22 protein-coding genes are annotated in these 18,918 nt (G+C 67.8%); 15 read left to right on the top strand and 7 right to left on the bottom strand.

Features of this window, described 5'->3' with window-relative positions:
* Positions 1–150: 150 nt before the first annotated feature.
* Positions 151–2,718: a TonB-dependent receptor gene (locus OXR08_RS06795; protein WP_267348875.1), complete on the top strand. Its 2,568-nt coding sequence runs from the start codon at positions 151–153 to the stop codon at positions 2,716–2,718.
* 74 nt (positions 2,719–2,792) lie between these two features.
* Here OXR08_RS06795 and rpsI read toward each other — a convergent pair whose 3' ends face one another.
* From rpsI to OXR08_RS06780, 3 genes are all read right to left on the bottom strand, one after another.
* Entirely contained in the window at positions 2,793–3,353 is a 561-nt protein-coding gene (gene rpsI, locus OXR08_RS06790) for a 30S ribosomal protein S9 (RefSeq protein WP_149680800.1), read from the bottom strand.
* Positions 3,353–3,832 carry a 50S ribosomal protein L13 gene (gene rplM, locus OXR08_RS06785; RefSeq protein WP_112380991.1) on the bottom strand — a complete coding sequence of 160 codons (480 nt, stop codon included), beginning with the start codon at positions 3,830–3,832 and terminating at the stop codon, positions 3,353–3,355. Before rplM ends, rpsI begins: the two co-directional genes overlap by 1 nt.
* Positions 3,833–3,926: 94 nt before the next feature.
* Positions 3,927–5,012 carry a COX15/CtaA family protein gene (locus OXR08_RS06780; RefSeq protein WP_267348870.1) on the bottom strand — a complete coding sequence of 362 codons (1,086 nt, stop codon included), beginning with the start codon at positions 5,010–5,012 and terminating at the stop codon, positions 3,927–3,929.
* A gap of 153 nt (positions 5,013–5,165) precedes the next feature.
* Between OXR08_RS06780 and OXR08_RS06775 the strand changes: the two genes are divergently transcribed.
* The 4 genes from OXR08_RS06775 to OXR08_RS06760 all read left to right on the top strand — a co-directional run bounded on the left by OXR08_RS06775 (position 5,166) and on the right by OXR08_RS06760 (position 8,217).
* Positions 5,166–5,549: a MerC domain-containing protein gene (locus OXR08_RS06775; protein ID WP_112380990.1), complete on the top strand. Its 384-nt coding sequence runs from the start codon at positions 5,166–5,168 to the stop codon at positions 5,547–5,549.
* A 39-nt stretch (positions 5,550–5,588) separates the two neighbouring features.
* Positions 5,589–6,065: a transcriptional repressor gene (locus tag OXR08_RS06770; protein WP_267348868.1), complete on the top strand. Its 477-nt coding sequence runs from the start codon at positions 5,589–5,591 to the stop codon at positions 6,063–6,065.
* Between the two features lie 89 nt (positions 6,066–6,154).
* Positions 6,155–8,080, top strand: a complete 1,926-nt coding sequence (dxs, locus tag OXR08_RS06765) for a 1-deoxy-D-xylulose-5-phosphate synthase (protein WP_267348866.1) — start codon at positions 6,155–6,157, stop codon at positions 8,078–8,080.
* Positions 8,077–8,217 carry a hypothetical protein gene (locus tag OXR08_RS06760; protein WP_160146713.1) on the top strand — a complete coding sequence of 47 codons (141 nt, stop codon included), beginning with the start codon at positions 8,077–8,079 and terminating at the stop codon, positions 8,215–8,217. The genes dxs and OXR08_RS06760 overlap by 4 nt, the downstream gene beginning before the upstream one ends.
* A gap of 3 nt (positions 8,218–8,220) precedes the next feature.
* On the opposite strand, the gene OXR08_RS06755 is transcribed toward OXR08_RS06760, so the two are convergent.
* On the bottom strand, positions 8,221–8,892 hold the full coding sequence (locus tag OXR08_RS06755) for an alpha/beta hydrolase (protein WP_112380987.1): 672 nt from the start codon (positions 8,890–8,892) through the stop codon (positions 8,221–8,223).
* Positions 8,893–9,034: 142 nt separating this feature from the next.
* Here OXR08_RS06755 and OXR08_RS06750 point away from each other — a divergent pair, with 142 nt between their 5' ends.
* The 6 genes from OXR08_RS06750 to OXR08_RS06725 all read left to right on the top strand — a co-directional run bounded on the left by OXR08_RS06750 (position 9,035) and on the right by OXR08_RS06725 (position 13,088).
* Complete coding sequence (locus OXR08_RS06750; RefSeq protein ID WP_267348863.1) at positions 9,035–9,769, top strand: TlyA family RNA methyltransferase; 735 nt, start codon at positions 9,035–9,037, stop codon at positions 9,767–9,769.
* 144 nt (positions 9,770–9,913) lie between these two features.
* Entirely contained in the window at positions 9,914–10,432 is a 519-nt protein-coding gene (locus OXR08_RS06745; protein ID WP_267348861.1) for a TspO/MBR family protein, read from the top strand.
* A 20-nt stretch (positions 10,433–10,452) separates the two neighbouring features.
* Positions 10,453–10,776: an accessory factor UbiK family protein gene (locus OXR08_RS06740; protein ID WP_267348859.1), complete on the top strand. Its 324-nt coding sequence runs from the start codon at positions 10,453–10,455 to the stop codon at positions 10,774–10,776.
* Between the two features lie 112 nt (positions 10,777–10,888).
* Positions 10,889–11,392 (top strand): YbjN domain-containing protein, encoded by a 504-nt coding sequence (locus OXR08_RS06735; RefSeq protein WP_267348857.1) that lies wholly within the window; start codon positions 10,889–10,891, stop codon positions 11,390–11,392.
* Positions 11,393–12,193 carry a pyrroline-5-carboxylate reductase gene (locus OXR08_RS06730; RefSeq protein ID WP_267348856.1) on the top strand — a complete coding sequence of 267 codons (801 nt, stop codon included), beginning with the start codon at positions 11,393–11,395 and terminating at the stop codon, positions 12,191–12,193.
* 61 nt (positions 12,194–12,254) lie between these two features.
* The gene (locus OXR08_RS06725) at positions 12,255–13,088 is read left to right on the top strand and encodes a 4-(cytidine 5'-diphospho)-2-C-methyl-D-erythritol kinase (RefSeq protein ID WP_267348854.1); all 834 of its coding nucleotides are present in this window, start codon (positions 12,255–12,257) and stop codon (positions 13,086–13,088) included.
* Here OXR08_RS06725 and msrB read toward each other — a convergent pair.
* Both msrB and OXR08_RS06715 read right to left on the bottom strand, forming a co-directional pair.
* Positions 13,085–13,567 (bottom strand): peptide-methionine (R)-S-oxide reductase MsrB, encoded by a 483-nt coding sequence (gene msrB, locus OXR08_RS06720; RefSeq protein WP_267348852.1) that lies wholly within the window; start codon positions 13,565–13,567, stop codon positions 13,085–13,087. The genes OXR08_RS06725 and msrB overlap by 4 nt on opposite strands.
* Positions 13,568–13,609: 42 nt before the next feature.
* On the bottom strand, positions 13,610–14,602 hold the full coding sequence (locus OXR08_RS06715) for an adenosine kinase (RefSeq protein WP_267348850.1): 993 nt from the start codon (positions 14,600–14,602) through the stop codon (positions 13,610–13,612).
* A gap of 119 nt (positions 14,603–14,721) precedes the next feature.
* Here OXR08_RS06715 and OXR08_RS06710 point away from each other — a divergent pair, with 119 nt between their 5' ends.
* Both OXR08_RS06710 and OXR08_RS06705 read left to right on the top strand, forming a co-directional pair.
* Positions 14,722–15,396: an EI24 domain-containing protein gene (locus OXR08_RS06710; protein ID WP_267348848.1), complete on the top strand. Its 675-nt coding sequence runs from the start codon at positions 14,722–14,724 to the stop codon at positions 15,394–15,396.
* A gap of 53 nt (positions 15,397–15,449) precedes the next feature.
* Entirely contained in the window at positions 15,450–15,782 is a 333-nt protein-coding gene (locus OXR08_RS06705) for a hypothetical protein (protein ID WP_267348919.1), read from the top strand.
* Positions 15,783–15,923: 141 nt separating this feature from the next.
* Here OXR08_RS06705 and OXR08_RS06700 read toward each other — a convergent pair whose 3' ends face one another.
* Complete coding sequence (locus tag OXR08_RS06700) at positions 15,924–17,213, bottom strand: homoserine dehydrogenase (RefSeq protein WP_267348917.1); 1,290 nt, start codon at positions 17,211–17,213, stop codon at positions 15,924–15,926.
* Between the two features lie 252 nt (positions 17,214–17,465).
* Here OXR08_RS06700 and OXR08_RS06695 point away from each other — a divergent pair, with 252 nt between their 5' ends.
* On the top strand, positions 17,466–18,047 hold the full coding sequence (locus tag OXR08_RS06695) for a 3'-5' exonuclease (RefSeq protein ID WP_267348847.1): 582 nt from the start codon (positions 17,466–17,468) through the stop codon (positions 18,045–18,047).
* Between the two features lie 81 nt (positions 18,048–18,128).
* A complete protein-coding gene (locus OXR08_RS06690; RefSeq protein ID WP_112380978.1) occupies positions 18,129–18,785 on the top strand; it encodes an outer membrane beta-barrel protein in 657 nt (218 codons plus the stop codon).
* Positions 18,786–18,918 lie beyond the last annotated feature (133 nt).

Below are 18,918 nucleotides of genomic sequence, written 5' to 3'. Positions count from 1 at the left end.
CCTGCACCTTGCTGGTCGTGCCTCGATTACCCGGTGTCGGCGCGGCGGGCAAATCGCGGGGCTTCGACCCAAGTCACTATGCAACCAAGGTCTTATCCATTTGCCGATTTTACCCGGAAAACCGTATACCCGGCCGCAGGGATGGGGGGCATGGACACAGCGAAACGACGCGCGCAGACGCCGCTGGGCGATATGCTGCGATGGGGGCTGCTGGTCGGCAGCCTGACCTGGCCCGCTATGTCGGTGGCGCAACGTGCCCCGGCGAAGGACGACCGGCCGGCGGAGGATATCGTCGTCACCGGACAGCGGCTGAAAGGATCGGTCGTGACCGAGGTGGCGCCGCTCGCGGTGCTGGATGAGAACACCATCCGCAGCCTGGGAGGCACCAAGATCAGGGATCTGCTGCGCGCCGTACGGGGGCAGACGGCATCCGGACCCGAGACGGAACCGATCCTGCTGCTGAACGGCCGCCGCGTGGCGAGCGACGATCAGATCCACAGCTTGCCGCCGGAGGCGATCGAGCGGATGGAGATCCTGCCGGAAGCGGTGGCGGTGCAGTTCGGCTATGCCCCCACCAAGCGGGTGGTGAACTTCATCACCAAGCGCAAATTCACCGCGCGCACGATGGAGTTGGTGGGCGGCGGGTCCACGGATGGCGGTGCCGGCCAGGGTAGCGGAGAGATCGGCTCCACGATGTTGCGTGGCGATCAACGCTTTACCCTCAGCGCGCGGTACGATCGGACAAACGCGCTGCGGCAGGATGCGCGCCGGATCGTGCCGGATAGCGACATCCTGTTCGATCGCATCGGCAATGTCGTCGCCAGCGGCGGGGCGACCCTGGACCCTCGCCTGGATACGCTGGCCGGTCGCCCGGTCGCCGTCGCGGCGGTGCCGGCGGAGCCCAGCCGGCGATCGGCACTGAATGTCTATCTGGCCGGGGCGGGACAGCCACGCACGACCGATCTGGGCGCGTTTCGCACGCTGGTTCCGGCCACAGACGCGGTGCAGGTCCGCGGCCTCGTCACCCAGCAGCTCGGCCGTGCCATGCTGACGCTGGATGCGTCCTTTGCCGCCAACCGGTCCCGGGCGTTGAACGGTCTGGCGCCGGCGGTGGTGGCCATCGGCCGCGATCACCCCGCCAATCCGTTTGCCACCACGGTCAACCTGTACCGCTATTTCGAGGAAGCGGGGGTGCTGCGCCAGCAGGGAACCGGCACCACCGTTCACACCGGCGGCGGGCTGAACGGGGCGCTGGGCAAATGGAACTGGAACGTCACCGCAGCGTACGACCGATCGACCAGCGTCAACCGGAACGATCTGGGCGTCGATCCGGCCGTCGTGCAGGCGGCGGTCGATGCCGGCGCCAACCCGTTTCAGCCCTTGCCCCCGGCGATCGCGCGTAGCGGCAGCGCGACGGTGACCCGCAGTTTGAGCAACGCGGTACAGGCCAAGGCCTTCGTCAACGGCCCGGCGGCGCGGTTACCCGCAGGACCCGTGTTGATGACGGTGACGCTGGATCAGGCGCGCACCGCCAGCGATGCCGATCTGGGTTTCGCCGGCGCGCCGCGCGCGCGCGTGACGCAGGCGACGCGCAACGGGTCGGTCGGAGTGGTGGTGCCGATCGCATCCGCGCGCGAAGGCGTGCTGTCCGCGCTCGGCGAACTGTCGGCCAATGCAGACATCCGCGTGGCGCAGGTGACCAATGCGGGCACCATGCTCAACACCAATTACGGGATGAACTGGACGCCGGTTCGCCCCTTGCGACTCGGCCTGATCTGGGCAGAGACGCGGACGCCGCCGCCGGTCCGGCAATTGACCGACCCCGTCCTGCTGGTGCCCAATGTCCCCTTTTTCGATTTCGCCGCCGGGCAGTCGATTCTGGTCACCACCGTCAATGGCGGCAACCCGGCGCTTCGGCCCGAAGAACGCCGGACACTGACCGTCAACGTCGATGTTCAACCCATCCGGGACGGGAAATTGACGGTCGGCGTCGGCTATACCGATACCGCGATCTCGAACCAGTTGATGATGCTGGGTGCATCGACGCCCGCGATACTCGCCGCTTTTCCCCGGCTCTTTCAGCGCGATGCCAATGCGCGGCTCATCGAAGTGGACATGCGCCCGGTCAACCTGTTCCGTCAGCGGCAGCAATCGGTGATGGGGCGGTTCAACATGTTCGGTACGATCGGGCCGGAACCGCAGATGCCGGACATGACGGCGGGCCCACCGCCCGGCCCGCCGCCGCAGCCGAAATTCTATTATATGGGGCTGATGCCGACGTTGCGGCTGCGTGATCGCCTGACGCTGCAAGAGGGGGCGCCGCCGATCGACCTGTTGGCGGGCGACACGATCTCCGGCACCGGCGGGCAACCACGCATGGAGGTTTTCGGCTTCATGGGGGTGAATGGCGGGGGTTGGAACCTGTCGCTGTCCGGGTTCTGGCGTGGTGCAACGCGGGTGCGCAGCGACTTGCCTGCGTCCGACCTGCGGTTTTCCAGCCTGACCAACATCAGCTTCTCGCTTTCCGCCGAACTGGAGCGGTGGCTGACCTCGACGCCGCTTGCCCGGCGCACGACACTGGAATTGCAGATCGACAATCTGTTCAACCAGCGCCTGGACGTGCGCGACGGACTGGGCCGCACGCCGGACCGGTTTCAGCCGGCTTTTCTGGACCCGTTGGGCCGGGTGGCGAAGCTGACGCTGCGCAAGCTGTTCTGACGCGGTGACCCAACGGAAAAGGGCGGCCCGTTGCCGGACCGCCCTTTCGCGTAACGCAGATCTGAACCTGCGACTTAGCGCTTCGAGAACTGGAAGCTGCGACGTGCCTTGGCACGGCCATACTTCTTACGCTCGACGGCGCGGCTGTCGCGGGTCAGGAAGCCGGCGGCCTTGACGGGGGCGCGCAGGACCGGCTCGTACTTGGTCAGCGCCTGGCTGATGCCGTGCTTGACCGCGCCGGCCTGGCCCGAAAGGCCACCGCCCTTGACGGTGCAGATCACGTCATACTGGCCCTCGCGCTCGGCAACGCCGAACACCTGGTTGATGACGAGGCGCAGCGACGGGCGCGCGAAATAGACTTCCTGATCGCGACCGTTGATCGTGATCTTGCCCGAACCCGGCTTCAGCCAGACGCGTGCAACGGCGTCCTTACGACGGCCGGTGGCATAGGCGCGGCCGAACTTGTCCAGCTCCTGCTCGCGCAGGGGGGCGCGCTGCACGGCGGGCTCGTTGGTCTCGCCGGCGAGATAGGCGTCGGCGCTGGTGGCGGCGCCCGTGTCGGCATCGACGGCCGCATCGCGCTGCTGGTTCAGCGCAGCGCCGAGATCGGCGAGGGACTGACGGTTATCGGACATTATGCGCCCACCTTGTTCTTGCGGTTCATGCCCGCGATGTCGAGGACCTCGGGGTTCTGCGCCTCATGCGGATGCTCGGCGCCCTTGAAGATGCGCAGGTTGCGCATCTGCTCGCGACCCAGCGGGCCGCGCGGGATCATGCGCTCCACGGCCTTTTCCAGAACGCGCTCCGGGAAGCGGCCTTCCAGAACCTTGGCAGCGGTCACGCCCTTGATGCCGCCGGCATAGCCGGTGTGCTTGTAATAGATCTTCTTGGCGGCCTTGTTGCCGGTGAAGCGGATCTTGTCGGCGTTGATGACGATGACATTGTCACCGCAATCGACGTGCGGGGTGAACGACGTCTTGTGCTTGCCGCGCAGGACGTTGGCGATGATCGTGGCCGCGCGGCCGACCACCAGGTCGGTGGCGTCGACGATGTGCCACTTCTTCTCCACCTCGTGCGGCTTGGCCGACTTGGTGGTCTTCATGAGCGCCTTCATGGGCGTTGGACCTTTCGGTTTGAAATGCAGCACGCCGCCCCCGGACAGGAAGCGGCGCGAACGACAGGTCCAATGATCGAAGAGGCGGTTTAAGTCAAGCTTTCCGCGGGTTTCCTGACGGGTATCTGGATACCGAGAGGGGCGCCGGGGGCGTTCCCAGCCGGTGCGCGGCGGCCACGGTGGCGATCAGCAACAGGGCCGCGTTCAACTGGTGCGCGACCGCCACGTCGATCTGCACACCGCTCAGCAGCGTGGCGATGCCGAGGGCGATCTGCACTCCCACCAGCGCCAGCACGACCGCGCCGGTGCGCAGCGCCCCGCCGCGTGCCGCACGTACCGCGATCCAGGCGAGCCCGGCGGCCGCGACAAAGGCGAACCAGCGGTGGATGAACTGCACGACCACGGGATTGTCGACGGCGTTGGCGAGTGCCGGGGAGGCCATCGGCACGCCTTGCGGGAACCAGGCGTCCCCCATCAGCGGCCAACTGGCAAAGGCATAGCCCGCGTCGAGCCCGGCGGTAAGCGCGCCGTAGACGACCTGGACGAAGAGCAGCGCCAGCACGACCCCGGAGCCGCGCGTGAGGCGGGCGGGCGCGGCAAGCGGCGAGCGGCGCAGCGCCATGAGGTCCATGGCGGTCCATATGATCCCGGCAAGGATGATGAGCGCGGTGACGAGATGGACGGTCAGCCGGATATGGCTGACATCGGTGCGCTCGACCAGGCCGGAGGCGACCATCCACCAGCCGATCGCACCCTGCAATCCGCCGAGCGCGAGCAGCGCGACAAGGCGCGGCTTGTAGCCGGCGGGAATGCGCCCCCGCACCCAGAACCAGAGCAGCGGCAGGGCAAAGGCCATGCCGATCACGCGGCCCAATACTCGGTGGAGATATTCCCAGAAGAAGATCGCCTTGAACCCGGCCAGCGTCATATGCTGGTTGAAGGTCGTATATTCGGGGATGCGCTTGTAATTGGCGAACTCCGCCTGCCACTGCGCCTCGTTCAGCGGCGGCACGATGCCGGTGATCGGCTTCCATTCGGTGATCGACAGGCCGCTATTGGTCAGGCGGGTGATCCCGCCGACAACGACCATCGCGACGATCAGCGCGGCGACGCCGAACAGCCAATAGGCGATGGAACGGGGACGGGCGGTCGACATGAAGGCGGCACTGGGCTGGAGCATGATGCCCGAACATAGGCGCGTGGGCGGCGGCGGGGAAGGGCCATCGCCGTCGGCACCGCCGTGCACGGTTGCGGAACTTCCGCAGCATCGGCCGGATTTTTCGGCGATGTGATGTTGTAACCTCGTTTCTACTCTCCTAGATGCCGTTGCAAGATGATGACGGTGCAGTCCCGCCCCCGTTGGTTCGCCTCGCTCGATCGTATTGCGATCGGCCTGTCGGGGCTGTGCGTCGTCCACTGCCTTGCCACCTCCGTCCTGCTGGCGCTGATGTCGGCGGCGGGGGGCATGTTTCTCCACCCGGCGGTGCATGAGGTGGGGCTGGTACTGGCGATCATTCTGGGGGCGCTGGCGCTGGGGCGGGGCGCGATGACGCACGGTTACCTGATGCCCGCGGCGATGGGGGCCTTTGGTCTTGGCATCATGGCCGGGGCGATGAACCTGCCCCACGACGGATCGGGCGGGGAGGCGATGTGGACGATCATCGGGGTCGGCCTGCTCGCTTTCGGACATGATCTGAACCGCCGCGCCGAGGCCTGAACGCTTGCCGGTCGGGGGCGGCGCACCTAGGTAGGGCCCATGGCGCACGCGCATGATCATCACGAACCCCTTGGCGAAGACCTGTCGCGGGCCGCGCAGGCGACGCTGGAGCGGGCCGGCGAGCAATGGACGACGATGCGCGCAAGCGTGTTCGCGGCGCTGGCGGGCTTTTCCAAACCGGCAAGCGCGTATGACATCGCCGAATCGGTGTCCAAGTCGGAGGGCCGCCGCGTCGCGGCCAACAGCGTTTATCGCATCCTCGACCTGTTCGTGGCGTCCAACCTGGCGCGCCGGGTGGAAAGCGCGAACGCCTATGTCGCCAATGCGCATCCCGACTGCCTGCACGACTGCATCTTCCTGGTATGCGATTCGTGCGGACAGACGACCCATCTGGACGACGACCATATCACCCGCGGCGTGCGCAGTGCGGCCGCGGCCGCCGGGTTCGCCGCCGAGCGGCCGGTGATCGAGGTGCGCGGTCGGTGCGCGGCATGCGGGACCAAGGCACGCGCCTGACCCCGTGCGGGGCATTGCGGCCGACATGTCGGTGATCGGCACGTTCGGTTGCAATCGACACCACCGCTTTGCTGCGATAAGCCGCTCCGATGGCTGACCTTCCCGCTACCCCGTTGCTCGACACGGTGAAGACCCCCGACGACCTGCGCACGCTGGCGCCGGAACAGTTGCGCCAGTTGGCGGACGAGTTGCGCGACGAAACGATCTCCGCGGTGGGCACGACCGGCGGCCATCTCGGCTCCGGCCTGGGCGTGGTCGAGCTGACCGTTGCGATCCATTACGTGTTCAACACGCCGCACGACCGGCTGGTCTGGGACGTCGGGCACCAATGCTATCCGCACAAGATCCTGACCGGGCGGCGCGAACGCATCCGCACGCTGCGCCAGGGCGGGGGCCTGTCCGGCTTCACCAAGCGGTCGGAGAGCGAATACGACCCGTTCGGGGCGGCGCACAGCTCCACCTCGATCTCGGCCGCGCTCGGTTTCGCCGTCGCCAACAAGCTGGCGGGGACGCCCGGCAAGGGTATCGCGGTGATCGGCGACGGCGCGATGTCGGCGGGCATGGCCTATGAGGCGATGAACAATGCCGAGCAGGCGGGCAACCGGCTGGTCGTGATCCTGAACGACAACGACATGTCGATCGCACCGCCGGTTGGCGGACTTTCGGCCTATCTGTCGCGCATCGTCTCCAGCCGCGAGTTTCTGGGGGTGCGCGAAACGCTCAAGCGCTTCGCCAAGAAGCTGCCGCGCCCCTTCCAGAATGCGGCGCGCAAGACCGACGAGTTCGCGCGCGGCATGACCATGGGCGGCACGCTGTTCGAGGAGCTGGGCTTTTATTATGTCGGCCCGATCGACGGCCACAATCTCGACCACCTGATCCCCGTCCTCGAAAACGTCCGCGATGCCGAGGAAGGCCCGATCCTGGTCCATGTCGTGACCAAGAAGGGCAAGGGCTATGCCCCGGCCGAGGCGGCGGCGGACAAATATCACGGCGTGCAGAAGTTCGACGTCATCACCGGCGCCCAGGCCAAGGCGCCGCCGGGGCCGCCGGCCTATCAGAACGTCTTCGGGGCCGCGCTTGCCCGCGAAGCCGCGCACGATCCGACGATCTGCGCGATCACCGCGGCCATGCCGTCGGGCACCGGACTGGACGCGTTCGCGACCAATTATCCGGACCGCTTCTTCGATGTCGGCATCGCCGAGCAGCACGCCGTCACCTTTGCCGCGGGTCTGGCGGCACAGGGGATGCGGCCGTTCTGCGCGATCTACTCCACCTTCCTGCAGCGGGCGTATGACCAGGTCGTCCACGACGTTGCGATCCAGAACCTGCCGGTACGCTTCGCGATCGACCGCGCCGGGCTGGTCGGGGCGGACGGGGCGACGCATGCCGGCTCGTTCGACGTCACCTATCTGGCGACGCTGCCCAACATGGTGGTGATGGCCGCGGCGGACGAAGCCGAACTGGTCCACATGGTCCACACCTGCGTGCAGCATGATGCAGGGCCGGTCGCGGTGCGCTATCCGCGTGGCAACGGCACCGGCGTGGCACTGCCCGAGACGCCCGAACTGCTGGAGATCGGCAAGGGTCGCATGGTGCGTGAGGGCAAGAAGGTCGCGATCCTGTCGCTGGGGACGCGTCTGGGCGAAGCGCTGAAGGCGGCCGACCAGCTGGAGGCCAAGGGCCTGTCCACCTCGGTTGCCGACCTGCGTTTCGCCAAGCCGCTGGACGAGGCGCTGATCCGCCGTCTGCTGACCACGCACGAAGTGGCGGTGACGATCGAGGAGGGCGCGATCGGCGGCCTCGGCGCACATGTGCTGACGCTGGCGTCGGACGAAGGGCTGACCGATGCCGGCCTGAAGATCCGCACGATGCGCCTGCCCGACATCTTCCAGGATCAGGATTCGCCGCAGGTGCAATATGCCGAGGCGGGGCTGGATGCGGACCACATCGTGGAAACCGTGCTGACCGCGCTGCGCCACAACAGCGCGGGGGTGACCGCGGGCGCACGCGCATGACCGGATGGCGCGCCGTCATCATCCTGACCGCGCTGATGCTGGTCGTGCTGATCGGCGTGAACGTGCGGTTGTGGCGGCGGATGAACGCCGCGGTGCGCAAAGGTCGCGAGGCGGAGAGCCAGTCGCCCCGCGACTGATCCTCAGCGCCCCAGATAATGGTTCTGCGCGGCGGCGGTCGCGTTGACCGCGAGGATCGACCGCGCGTCGCTGGGGTGGCGGGCATGGCCGTGGCCGTCGCTGCTCGCCTGGATCACCCGGTCGAGCAGCGCCTGACCCTCGGTCCACCAGCCAAGGCCGCTGGCCGCATTGATATGCCCCTGTTCGCCGGCATCGACGAAATGGCTGCCCCAGTTCACCGCAAGGCTGTGCGCGCGCTCGATCCCGATCCAGGGATCGTCGCGGCTGGCGACGAGGATCGAGGGGAAGGGCAGGGGCGTCAGCGGGCTGGGCGCGAACCCCTTCAACGCGTCGGGCGCATCCGAGCGATCGACATCGGCCGGCGCCACCAGCAGCGCGCCCGCCACCGGCCAGCCATAGGGCTGCGGCGACAATTCCGCCCACCACGCCACCGCCAGGCATCCCAGCGAATGCGCGGCCAAGATGACGGGGGCCTGCGCCCGCCGGATCGCTTCGTCCAGCTTGGTCACCCAGGCATTGCGGTGCGGTGTGTTCCACATGCCCAGTTCGACGCGAACGGTGTCGGGCCGCGCCTCTTCCCACAAACTCTGCCAGTGCGAGCGACCCGAGCCGCCAAGGCCCGGCACGGTCAGGATGGTCGGCTGCGCGGCGTCGAACGGTGCGAACGAACCCATCGTGCATCTCCTGCGCTTTCGTGAGGGAAAGCCCCCGAAAGTCGATGCCGCCAACATATTCCTACTGATCTACTAGGCAATGGATGCTGCGACCGGTGGATGGCGGGTTGCGACGGATTGCCGGGGGTGCGACAGACGCGCCATGGCGAAGAAGAGGGTGGATCAGTTGCTCGTCGATCGCGGCCTGGCCGAGTCGCGCGCGCGTGCGCAGGCGCTGGTCATGGCCGGGCTGGTGTTTGCCGGCGAGGTGAAGATCGCCAAGCCCGGACAGGCGCTGGCGGAGGACGTGACGCTGGACGTGCGTGGCCGCGATCATCCCTGGGTATCGCGCGGCGGGATCAAGCTGGCGCATGGCCTTGATCATTTCGGCTGGGATGTTGCCAACGCGGTGGCGATCGATGTCGGATCGTCCACCGGGGGCTTTACCGACGTGCTGCTGACCCGTGGCGCGACCCGCGTCTATGCCGTGGACAGCGGCACGAACCAGCTCGCCTGGAAGCTGCGCCAGGACGAGCGCGTCATCGTCCACGAACAGACCAGCGCCCGCATCCTGACCGAACAGCATATCCCCGAGCCCGTCGACCTGATCGTCTGCGACGCCAGTTTCATCGGCCTGTCCAAGGTGCTGGAGCGGCCGATGACCTTTGCCGCACCCGGTGCCCGCCTGCTGGCACTGATCAAGCCGCAATTCGAGGCGGGGCGCGAGGAAGTGGGCAAGGGCGGCGTCGTGCGCGACCCCGCGGTCCATGCGCGTGTCTGTGACGCGGTGGTCGAATGGCTGGGGGGCGCGGGGTGGAGCGTTGCCGGCGTGACGCCCAGTCCGATCACGGGGCCAGAGGGCAATATCGAATTTTTGGTGGCCGCGTCCCGGAATTGAACCACTTACGTGGCGTAGGGCCTGCCGACTGCAACGAAACTTTGCCATTGGCACTTTACCGATATGGCGTGACCCGCCACACCGGCACAGGTCATAGCGAATGAGGCACGAGTGGGCGCAATTGCTTCCAAGGGTCAGCTGCGGATGTCCTTCCTGCGCTGGGCGATCGTTACCGTACCCGGCGTGTTGCTGCTGGGCTTCGCATCGGGGCGATCGGTACCATCGGGCAGCGAGAACGGGTGGTATGTCGCGCTGACCAAGCCGGAACTGACCCCGCCCGGATGGGTGTTTCCGGTGGCCTGGACCACGCTGTACATCCTGCTCGGTCTGGCGCTGGCGGTCGTGCTGAACGCGCGCGGCGCCCGGGGGCGTGGTGTCGCGGTCGGCCTGTTCGCCGTGCAACTGGCCTTGAACCTGGCCTGGACGCCGACCTTCTTCGGGGCGCACCGGGTCACGCTGGCCTTTGCAATCATCGTGGCGATGCTGCTGGTGGCGATCGCCACCACCTTCGCCTTTGCGCGCATCCGCCGCGTCGCGGCATGGCTGATGCTGCCCTATCTGGTGTGGATCAGCTTTGCCGGCGTGCTGACCTGGAGCATCGGGCGATTGAACCCCGGTGCCGACGCTCTTGTGCCGGGCGCCCGCACCTCCCAAATGCTGTGAAATTTAGCGGGGAATTTGCAATGCAGTCCGACAACCGGATTTTCGACGACTTCGCCAAGATCGTGAACGGCTTTGCCGGCACCGTGGCCGGCATGGGCCGCGAGGCCGAATCGAGCGCGCGCACGCGGGCGCGCGAATGGATCGGCGGCCTGGATTTCGTTTCGCGCGAGGAGTTCGAGGCGGTGAAGGCGATGGCGGTGGCCGCCCGCGACGAGGCGGAAGCGCTGCGCGCGCGTCTCGATGCGCTGGAGGCCGGGCAGGATTCGATCGCCGGCACGCAAAAGGATGTCGCGAGCAAGCCGGAAACCACGGCCGAGGCGGCCGCGCCGGAGATCATCCTCTGATCTATCCACAGCTTTCCCGGCGGGTGGGCTTCACAGGCCGATGCCGGGCTTGCGATACGGCGTCGACGCGGGCACGCTGCCCGCGTCACGATCCGTTCGCAGGATGACCTACATGCTCGAACACGCCGACCACGATACCGAAGATGCCGCCCCCATCGACATGCTGGAGGCGTATTACGCCGCGCATGGCTGGGACCATGAACGCCATGACGACGAGGTGATCGCTACCGTCAAGGGTAGCTGGACCACCTATGAGCTTCGTGCCCTGTGGCGCGAGGACGACAGCGTCCTGCAATTCCTGGCGTTTCCCGACATCAAGGTGACCGATGACCGCCGCGCGGGCGTGTATGAGGCACTGGCCCTCGTCAACGAGCAATTGTGGGTCGGCCATTTCGAGCTCTGGTCGTCCAGCGGCATCCTGCTCTACCGCCATGCCGCGATGATCGATGGTGGCGACGACGGCACGATCTCGCTCGCCGCGGCCGAATTGCTGGTCGAATCGGCGATCGAGGAGTGCGAGCGTTTCTATCCGGTGTTCCAGTTCGTGCTGTGGGGCGGCAAGAGCGCCAAGGAGGCACTGGCCGCCGCGCTGATCGAGACGCAGGGCGAAGCCTGAGTGACGTTTCCTGAGGGGCCGCTCTGGCTGATCGGTTGCGGCAATATGGGTGGCGCGATGCTTCGCGGCTGGCTTGCCGCCGGGCTGGACCCGGCCAGCGTCACCGTCATCACCCGCAGTGGCCGCGGCGCGCCGGAGGGTGTCCGCTCCCTCACCGCCCTGCCGGTGGACGAGACGCCGGCCACGCTGATGCTGGGGTTCAAGCCGCAGCAGCTTGACGACGTCGCACCATCGCTGGCGGGCCTGCATCCGCGGTTGTTGCTGTCGATCCTGGCCGGGGTCGAGGTGGCGGCGCTCGCCGATCGCTTCGCCGCCGATGCCATCGTCCGGATGATGCCGAACCTGCCGGTCGCGATCGGGCAGGGGGTGACGGCGCTCCACACGCCGTCCGCCGACGCCGATGTGCGCGCCGCGGCGGAGGCGTTCGCCACCCCGCTTGGCCATGTCGAATGGGTCGAGGACGAGGGCCGGTTCGATTCGGTCACCGCCCTTGCCGGGTGTGGGCCGGGTTTCGTATTTCGCTATATCGACGCCATGGCGCAGGCGGGTATTGCACTCCGTCTTGATGCCGATCAGGCGCGGCGGCTGGCGATCGCCACCGTGGCTGGTGCGAGCGCGATGGCGGCGGGTGCCGACGTATCGCCCGCGACGCTGGCGGATCGGGTGGCGAGTCCGGGCGGCTCGACGCGGCAGGGGCTCAACGTGCTGGACGATGGCGACGCGCTCGTCCGCCTGATGACCGACACGCTGGCGGCGTCCGACCGACGCAATCGTGAAATGGCGGCGGCGGCCCGGCGATAGGGTTTCCGACTTGCCGGACGGCATCTTGCCAGCGGCGGCGCCTGCCCGCACACAGCCGGTCATGTCGCCGATCATCGAAACCGCGCCCGCCAAGATCAACCTGGCGCTGCATGTCCGTCACCGCCGGGCCGACGGCTATCACGAGCTGGAGACGCTGTTCGCCTTTGCCGAGGATGGCGACCGGATCGAGGTGGCGGTTGCCGAGGCGTCGGCGTTCGCGATCACCGGTCCGTTCGCGGCGGAACTGGAGGCTGGAGGAGACAATCTCGTCACCCGTGCCGCCGCCGCCTTTTGCGCACACTTCGGCATCGCGGCGCATCACGCGATCACGCTGCACAAGGTGCTGCCCATCGCGTCTGGCATCGGCGGGGGATCGGCGGATGCCGCCGCGACCCTGCGAGCGCTGGCGCGGCTTCACGGCATCGCGCCCGACCATGCCGATCTGTTCGGTATCGCGGCCGGGTTGGGGGCGGACGTGCCCGCGTGTCTGCTCGGCCGTACCACGCTCGGGCGGGGCAAGGGGGATGCGCTGGAGGTGATCGCCGGCATGCCGGGGCGTTCGCTGCTGCTGGTCAACCCCGGCGTCGCGGTGTCGACCGCCGCGGTCTTCGCGCGCTGGGACGGCGTGGACCGGGGGGGGATCGTCGAGGGCGATCTGCTGGCGCGGGCGGTCGCGGGCCGCAACGATCTGGAGGCGCCGGCTCGTGCGCTTGCCCCGGCGATCGACGCGGTGCTGGCGCTGCTGGCCGGTGCGCCGGCCACGCTGCTGTCGCGCATGTCGGGATCGGGGGCGACCTGCTTTGCGTTGTTCGACGATGCCGCGGCGTGCCATGACGCGGCGACTGCCGCGACGGCGCGCGGCTGGTGGACGCTGGAGACGCGGCTGGGCGCCTAGGCGGGCCGGAACGTCATCGCCACGCCGTTCATGCAATATCGCTTGCCGGTCGGCTTGGGGCCATCGTCGAAGACATGGCCGAGGTGGCCGCCGCAGCGGCTGCAATGCACTTCGGTGCGGGCCATCATCATCGACCGGTCGGTGTGGGTGCCGACCGCGCCGCGGATCGATGCCCAGAAGCTCGGCCAGCCGGTGCCGCTCTCGAACTTGGTGCGCGATGCGAACAGCGGCTGGGCGCAGCCGCGACAGGCAAAGGTGCCGACCCGGTGTTCGTCGTTCAGCGGGCTGGTGAACGGACGCTCCGTGCCTTCCCGGCGTAGCACGTCATAGGCGGGCGCGGGCAGCAGGCGGCGCCATTCGGCATCGCTGTGCATGACCGGGAAGCGTTCCGCCGCGCGTGCCTCGCGACCGCATCCCCACAGCGCAAGGCTGGCGACACCCAGCGACAGGATGGAGCGACGGTCGGGATCGAATGCCATGCGCGCAAGATGGGATCGCTCCAGCTTGCGCGCAATATCGCATCACAGGGTGGCGGCGAGCGCCTTCAGATCGACCTGCGGGCGGGCGCCGTAATGGCTGATGATCTCCGCTGCGCAGGCCGCGCCCAGCGTCAGCGAGGCGGTCAGGTCGCGTCCTTGCGCCTGTGCGTGCAGGAAGCCCGCCGCGAACAGGTCGCCCGCACCCGTGGTGTCCACCACCTGCTCCACCGGCTGCGCCGGTACCGCGTACCGTTCCCCGCCCCGTACCGCGCACGCTCCCCGCTCCGCCAAAGTGACCACCACCGTCTCCACCTTGTCCTCCACCGCCGCGATCGCCGCCTCGACATCCGCAGTCTCGGTCAACGCCATGATTTCCGCCTCGTTTGCGAACAGGACGTCGATCATCCCGCCGTCGAACAGGCTATGGAAATCGGCGCGGTGACGCTCGATCACGAACTCGGCCGAAGCGGTGAAGGCGATCTTGCGACCGGCTTCGCGCGCGACCTGGATCGCGGCGCGCATCGCGGCGCGGGGTTCTTCGGGGTCCCAGAGATAGCCTTCGATGTAGAGGTAGGCGGCGTCGGCGATGAGGGCGCGGTCGAGGGCGTCGGCAGGGAGGTAGTGGGAGGCGCCCAGGAAGGTGTTCATGGTGCGTTGGCCGTCGGGGGTGACGAGGATGAGGCAGCGGCCGGTGGAGGGGCCGGCGGGGCGTGCGGGGGTGTCGAAGCGGACGCCGACGGAGCGTATGTCGTGGGCGAAGACCTCGCCCAGCTGATCATCGGCAACCTGCCCGATAAAGGCGCATTTTCCGCCCAGCGCCGCGATGCCGGCCAGCGTGTTGGCAGCCGAGCCGCCGGAGATCTCGCGGCCGGGCCCCATCTTGCCGTACAGCGCATCGGCGTCGTCGGTGGAGAAGACGAGCTGCATCGCGCCCTTCGTCATCCCTTCCTGTGCGAGAAAGGCGTCGTCGGTGTTGGCAAGAATGTCGACCAGCGCGTTGCCGATCGCGACGACGTCGTAGGAAGGTTGAGTCACAAACAGGCTCCGGGAAACAGGCAGAAAGGCGTTGCCGTACCGGGGCGCATCGATGCGTGCAACGACCGATCCGGCGGAGCGGTTGACAGGGCGGCACCGGGACCGCCATCCCGTCCCCCGTGTTCCGCGCCTTCCTCCGCTCACTGGCCCAGTTGGGCGACCCGCCGATCCTGCGGGTGCTGGCGCTGTCGATGGCGTTGACGCTGGCGCTGTTCGGGGTGTTGGGCGTCGGTGTGTGGTGGGGGGTGCAGGCGATGCTGGCCCACTGGATCACATGGGGGGCGGACGGACTGGCGGCGGTGGTGGCGGTGGTCGTCACCGGGCTGGCGCTGTGGCTGCTGTTCCGGGCGGTGGCGATCGCAGTCGTGGGGCTGTTCGCCGATACGGTGGTGGAGGCGGTGGAGGCGCGGCATTATCCGGCCGCCTTGAAGACCGCCCGACCGGTGTCGTTCGCCAAGGGGGCCGCCATGGGCCTGCGGTCGGGGGCCCGCGTGATCCTCGTCAACCTGATCGCGCTGCCGGTCTATCTGGTGCTGCTGGCGACGGGCGTGGGGACGGCGGCGGTATTCTTCCTGGTCAATGGCTGGCTGCTCGGGCGCGACCTGGGCGACATGGTGGCGGTGCGCCATCTGGACGATGCGGGGTTGCGTGCCTGGCGCAAGACGACCCGGGCGGAGCGTTTCCTGCTGGGGCTTGCGGGTACGGCGCTGTTCGTGGTTCCGGTGCTGGCGATCCTCGCGCCGGTCCTCGGAGCGGCGATGGCGACGCATCTCTTTCACCGGAACCGGACATGACGACGATAAGGAACGGGCGGCCCGCATGGACGGCGCCGGCAGTGCTGGGCGCGATGCTGGCCGGGTGCGCGACCCCGGCGACCGTGGCGCAGCCGACGGTGGGGCCGGTGGCGGTGCCCTATACCAGCGTCGGACTGGAGCGGGTGGTGGGACAGGACATGGCCGGACTGGTCAAGCTGTTCGGCCAGCCCGATGCCGATGTGCGCGAAGGCAATGCACGCAAGCTGCAGTTCCAGGGCACGTTCTGCGTGCTGGATGCGTATCTGTACCCCAAGGGATCGGAGCCGCCGCGCGTCACCTATCTGGATGCGCGCGAGCCCGATGGCAGCGCGATCGACCGGGCGAGTTGCGTGGCGGCGCTCGTTCGGCGTGACGGCGGGCGGTAGGCGGTAGGCGGTAGGCGGTAGGCGGTAGGCGGCCGTCCGGACCGAGCCATGCCCGTGAGGCAAGGCTAGGGGCACGGACTTCGACTTCGCTCCGTCCGAACGGCCTTTGATGGCTCTGCCGCCCCTAACGGAGGCCGGTTCTCAGGCGAGGATGTGCATCAGCAGCGGCTGGCCGATGACGCTGGAACTGCCGCGCAGGCGTTCCAGCGCCTGCGCGACGGCGCGTTCGGGACCCTCATGCGTGACGATCGCCACGAGGACGCCGCCGCCCGCGGTCGCGCCGCGCTGGATCAGGCTTTCGATCGAGACACCGGCATCGCGCATCGCCGCGGCGATCTCGGCCAGTACGCCGACCTTGTCCTCCACGGTGAAGCGCAGATAGGCGCGGCCACGACGCTCCCCGGCATCGGCGGGCTTTTCCTGCACCAGCGACGCCGCGGGCATCGCGAAGGCGGGGCCGAACTCGCCGCGGGCGATGTCGATCAGGTCGGCGACCACCGCGCTGGCGGTGGGGCCGTCACCGGCACCGGCCCCCTGGAAGAGCAGGCGGCCGACGAAATTGCCCTGTGCCACCACCGCATTGGTCGAGCCGGTGACGTGCGCCAGCGGATGATCGAGGGGGATGAGATGGGGGTGGACACGCTGGAACAGGCCATGCGGCCCCGCCTCGCCGACGCCGACGAGGCGGACGCGGTAGCCGAGGGCGGCGGCCTCCGCGATGTCGGCGGCGAGGACGTGGCGGATGCCGCTGATCGCGACATCGTCAAAGGCCGGCTGCGTACCGAAGGCGATCGCGGCGAGGATCGACAGCTTGTGCGCGGCATCGACGCCGTCGATGTCGAAGCTGGGATCCGCCTCCGCATAGCCCAGCGCCTGTGCCTCGGCGAGCACCTCGGCAAAGTCGCGGCCCTCCGCCTCCATCTTGGACAGGATGAAATTGCAGGTGCCGTTGAGGATGCCGTAGACGTTGCCGATGACGTTGGCCGCCGCACCTTCGCGCAGGCCCTTGATGACCGGAATGCCGCCGGCCACCGCCGCCTCGAACTTGAGGGGGACGCCGGCCCCTTCGGCCTTTTGCGCCAGTTCCAGCCCGTGATGGGCGAGCATCGCCTTGTTCGCGGTGACGAAGCCGCGCCCGGCGGCAAGCGTGTTGCGGGCCAGCGTCAGCGCCGGACCGTCCGATCCGCCGATCAGTTCGACCACCACATCGGCCTGAGCATGGGTGGCGAGTGCGGCGGTGTCGTCGACCCAGTCGAAACGCGACAGATCGACGCCGCGATCCTTGGTCCGGTCGCGGGCGGATACCGCGACGACCTCGATCGGGCGACCCGCGCGCCGGGTAATCAGGTCGCGATTGGTGTCCAGCAGGCGGATGACACCGCCCCCTACCGTGCCGAGACCTGCCAATGCCACCCGTAGCGCGTCCGCCATCTTCCATCCTTGCTGGTTGAGGTGACCGCCTAGCGGATCGAAACGGTCGCTGTCGAGGCTGTTGGGGATCATTTGTTACGTGGGGCGATACGGGGTGGGGTGCCGGTGGTGCAGATGGTCGCGCGAACCAACCGGTCTCTCGATACGCCGTCTCGGTATGCGGCTGCGCCGCTACTCGACGGCTACTCGAGACGAACGGGTGGGGGGTGGGAGGTGACTGGCGCGGCTTGCGGTGGCGGCGTATAAGGCGTCATGTCCGAACCCGACTTCGTCGTGATCGACGTCGAGACCGCATGTCAGCGTACCAGCAGCATCTGCCAGATCGGCATCGTCGGTTACCGCGACGGGGTCGAGACGTTCACCTATGAATCGCTGGTCGATCCGCTGGATGACTTCAGCCCGTTCAACACGCGCATCCATGGCATCGCCGCGCATCATGTGACCGGCCAGCCGACCTTTGCCATGCTGCATGAGATCGTGGCGGGGCATCTGGGGAACCGGATCACGGTGGCGCATTCCAGTTTCGACAAGGGGGCGCTGGGCCGGGCGTGCACGCTGCACATGCTGCCGCCGATCGCGGCCCGCTGGCTGGACAGCGTGGGCGTCGCGCGGCGGGCGTGGCCGGACCTGCCCAACCACAAGCTGGGCACGCTGGCGCGCCACCTGGGGCTGGAGCATCGTCACCATGATGCGCTGAGCGATGCGCGGGCAGCGGGGCAGGTGGTCCTGCATGCGATGGCCGTGACGGGGTTGACACTGGCCGAGTGGTTCACGCCCCCTCCACGCCGCAAGCGGACTGTTGCGCCGCAGCAACAGATTTCCTCGTTTAGCTGAGGTTCATGCAACCACGCCGGACATTCGCCATTTGAAGCGTCCTCCCCAGCTTATCGGGGGAACGGTCAATGAGGGTATCCCATGCGTAAAATTGCTGTTGCTTTGCTTGTCGCCGGTTCGGCGGTCGCCACCCCCGCACTGGCGCAGTCGGGCGTGAACCCGATCTTCACCGGCCCGCGCGTCGAAGGAACGCTGGGTTGGGACCATGTCGGTGCCGGAAGCAGCGTCGACAACGACAATGACGGTAGCGACCAGAATATCGATGGCCTGCTGTACGGCGGTGGCATCGGTTACGACTTCGCGGCCGGCGGGGCGCTGCTCGGCGTCGAGGGCGAGATCACCGGTTCGACCGCCAAGAGTGATCGCCGCGCCTATGACGACCAGTTCGGGTTCGGCCGGGTGAAGACGGGCCGCGACCTGTATGTCGGTGCGCGTGCGGGCATCATGGCCGATCCGGCGACGCTGATCTACGTCAAGGGCGGCTACACCAACCTGAAGCTGAACGTGCTGGCGGGCAACACCAACACGCAGACTGATACCGGCTTCAAGCTGGACGGCTGGCGTCTGGGTGCCGGTGCCGAGCGCGCGATCAGCGGCAACACCTATGCCAAGCTGGAATATCGCTACTCCAACTACAATCGTGGCCAGATCGACTATGCCACCGGCGCGACCAGCGCGCGCTTCGACGTGGACACCGACCGTCACCAGGTGGTGGCGAGCTACGGCATCCGCTTCTGAGGCTTTCGGCCCTTCCCGCACAGGCGGGGAGGGCCGTTGCCCCTTTAAGAGGTTGTTTGGATATTGGCGAAAGAGCCAATTTCGGACGGTACCAGCCCGCTCCCCCACCCGACCTCCCACAGAGTATCCTTGA

It is taken from the genome of Sphingomonas sp. GM_Shp_2 (assembly GCF_026540875.1).
In the GTDB taxonomy this organism is placed as follows: domain Bacteria; phylum Pseudomonadota; class Alphaproteobacteria; order Sphingomonadales; family Sphingomonadaceae; genus Sphingomonas; species Sphingomonas carotinifaciens.
This window is presented reverse-complemented; position numbering and strand designations above follow the sequence as displayed.

What these genes read in the sequence shown, in the direction of transcription:
- dxs (WP_267348866.1), top strand. Translation starts at nt 6,155, where the DNA reads ATGGCTGACCTTCCCGCTACCCCGTTGCTCGACACGGTGAAGACCCCC.
- OXR08_RS06755 (WP_112380987.1), bottom strand. Translation starts at nt 8,892, where the DNA reads ATGGGTTCGTTCGCACCGTTCGACGCCGCGCAGCCGACCATCCTGACC.
- OXR08_RS06740 (WP_267348859.1), top strand. Translation starts at nt 10,453, where the DNA reads ATGCAGTCCGACAACCGGATTTTCGACGACTTCGCCAAGATCGTGAAC.
- rpsI (WP_149680800.1), bottom strand. Translation starts at nt 3,353, where the DNA reads ATGTCCGATAACCGTCAGTCCCTCGCCGATCTCGGCGCTGCGCTGAAC.
- OXR08_RS06735 (WP_267348857.1), top strand. Translation starts at nt 10,889, where the DNA reads ATGCTCGAACACGCCGACCACGATACCGAAGATGCCGCCCCCATCGAC.
- OXR08_RS06760 (WP_160146713.1), top strand. Translation starts at nt 8,077, where the DNA reads ATGACCGGATGGCGCGCCGTCATCATCCTGACCGCGCTGATGCTGGTC.
- OXR08_RS06780 (WP_267348870.1), bottom strand. Translation starts at nt 5,012, where the DNA reads ATGCTCCAGCCCAGTGCCGCCTTCATGTCGACCGCCCGTCCCCGTTCC.
- OXR08_RS06775 (WP_112380990.1), top strand. Translation starts at nt 5,166, where the DNA reads ATGATGACGGTGCAGTCCCGCCCCCGTTGGTTCGCCTCGCTCGATCGT.
- OXR08_RS06750 (WP_267348863.1), top strand. Translation starts at nt 9,035, where the DNA reads ATGGCGAAGAAGAGGGTGGATCAGTTGCTCGTCGATCGCGGCCTGGCC.
- rplM (WP_112380991.1), bottom strand. Translation starts at nt 3,832, where the DNA reads ATGAAGGCGCTCATGAAGACCACCAAGTCGGCCAAGCCGCACGAGGTG.
- OXR08_RS06770 (WP_267348868.1), top strand. Translation starts at nt 5,589, where the DNA reads ATGGCGCACGCGCATGATCATCACGAACCCCTTGGCGAAGACCTGTCG.
- OXR08_RS06795 (WP_267348875.1), top strand. Translation starts at nt 151, where the DNA reads ATGGACACAGCGAAACGACGCGCGCAGACGCCGCTGGGCGATATGCTG.
- msrB (WP_267348852.1), bottom strand. Translation starts at nt 13,567, where the DNA reads ATGGCATTCGATCCCGACCGTCGCTCCATCCTGTCGCTGGGTGTCGCC.
- OXR08_RS06705 (WP_267348919.1), top strand. Translation starts at nt 15,450, where the DNA reads ATGCTGGCCGGGTGCGCGACCCCGGCGACCGTGGCGCAGCCGACGGTG.
- OXR08_RS06700 (WP_267348917.1), bottom strand. Translation starts at nt 17,213, where the DNA reads ATGGCGGACGCGCTACGGGTGGCATTGGCAGGTCTCGGCACGGTAGGG.
- OXR08_RS06725 (WP_267348854.1), top strand. Translation starts at nt 12,255, where the DNA reads ATGTCGCCGATCATCGAAACCGCGCCCGCCAAGATCAACCTGGCGCTG.
- OXR08_RS06745 (WP_267348861.1), top strand. Translation starts at nt 9,914, where the DNA reads ATGTCCTTCCTGCGCTGGGCGATCGTTACCGTACCCGGCGTGTTGCTG.
- OXR08_RS06695 (WP_267348847.1), top strand. Translation starts at nt 17,466, where the DNA reads ATGTCCGAACCCGACTTCGTCGTGATCGACGTCGAGACCGCATGTCAG.
- OXR08_RS06690 (WP_112380978.1), top strand. Translation starts at nt 18,129, where the DNA reads ATGCGTAAAATTGCTGTTGCTTTGCTTGTCGCCGGTTCGGCGGTCGCC.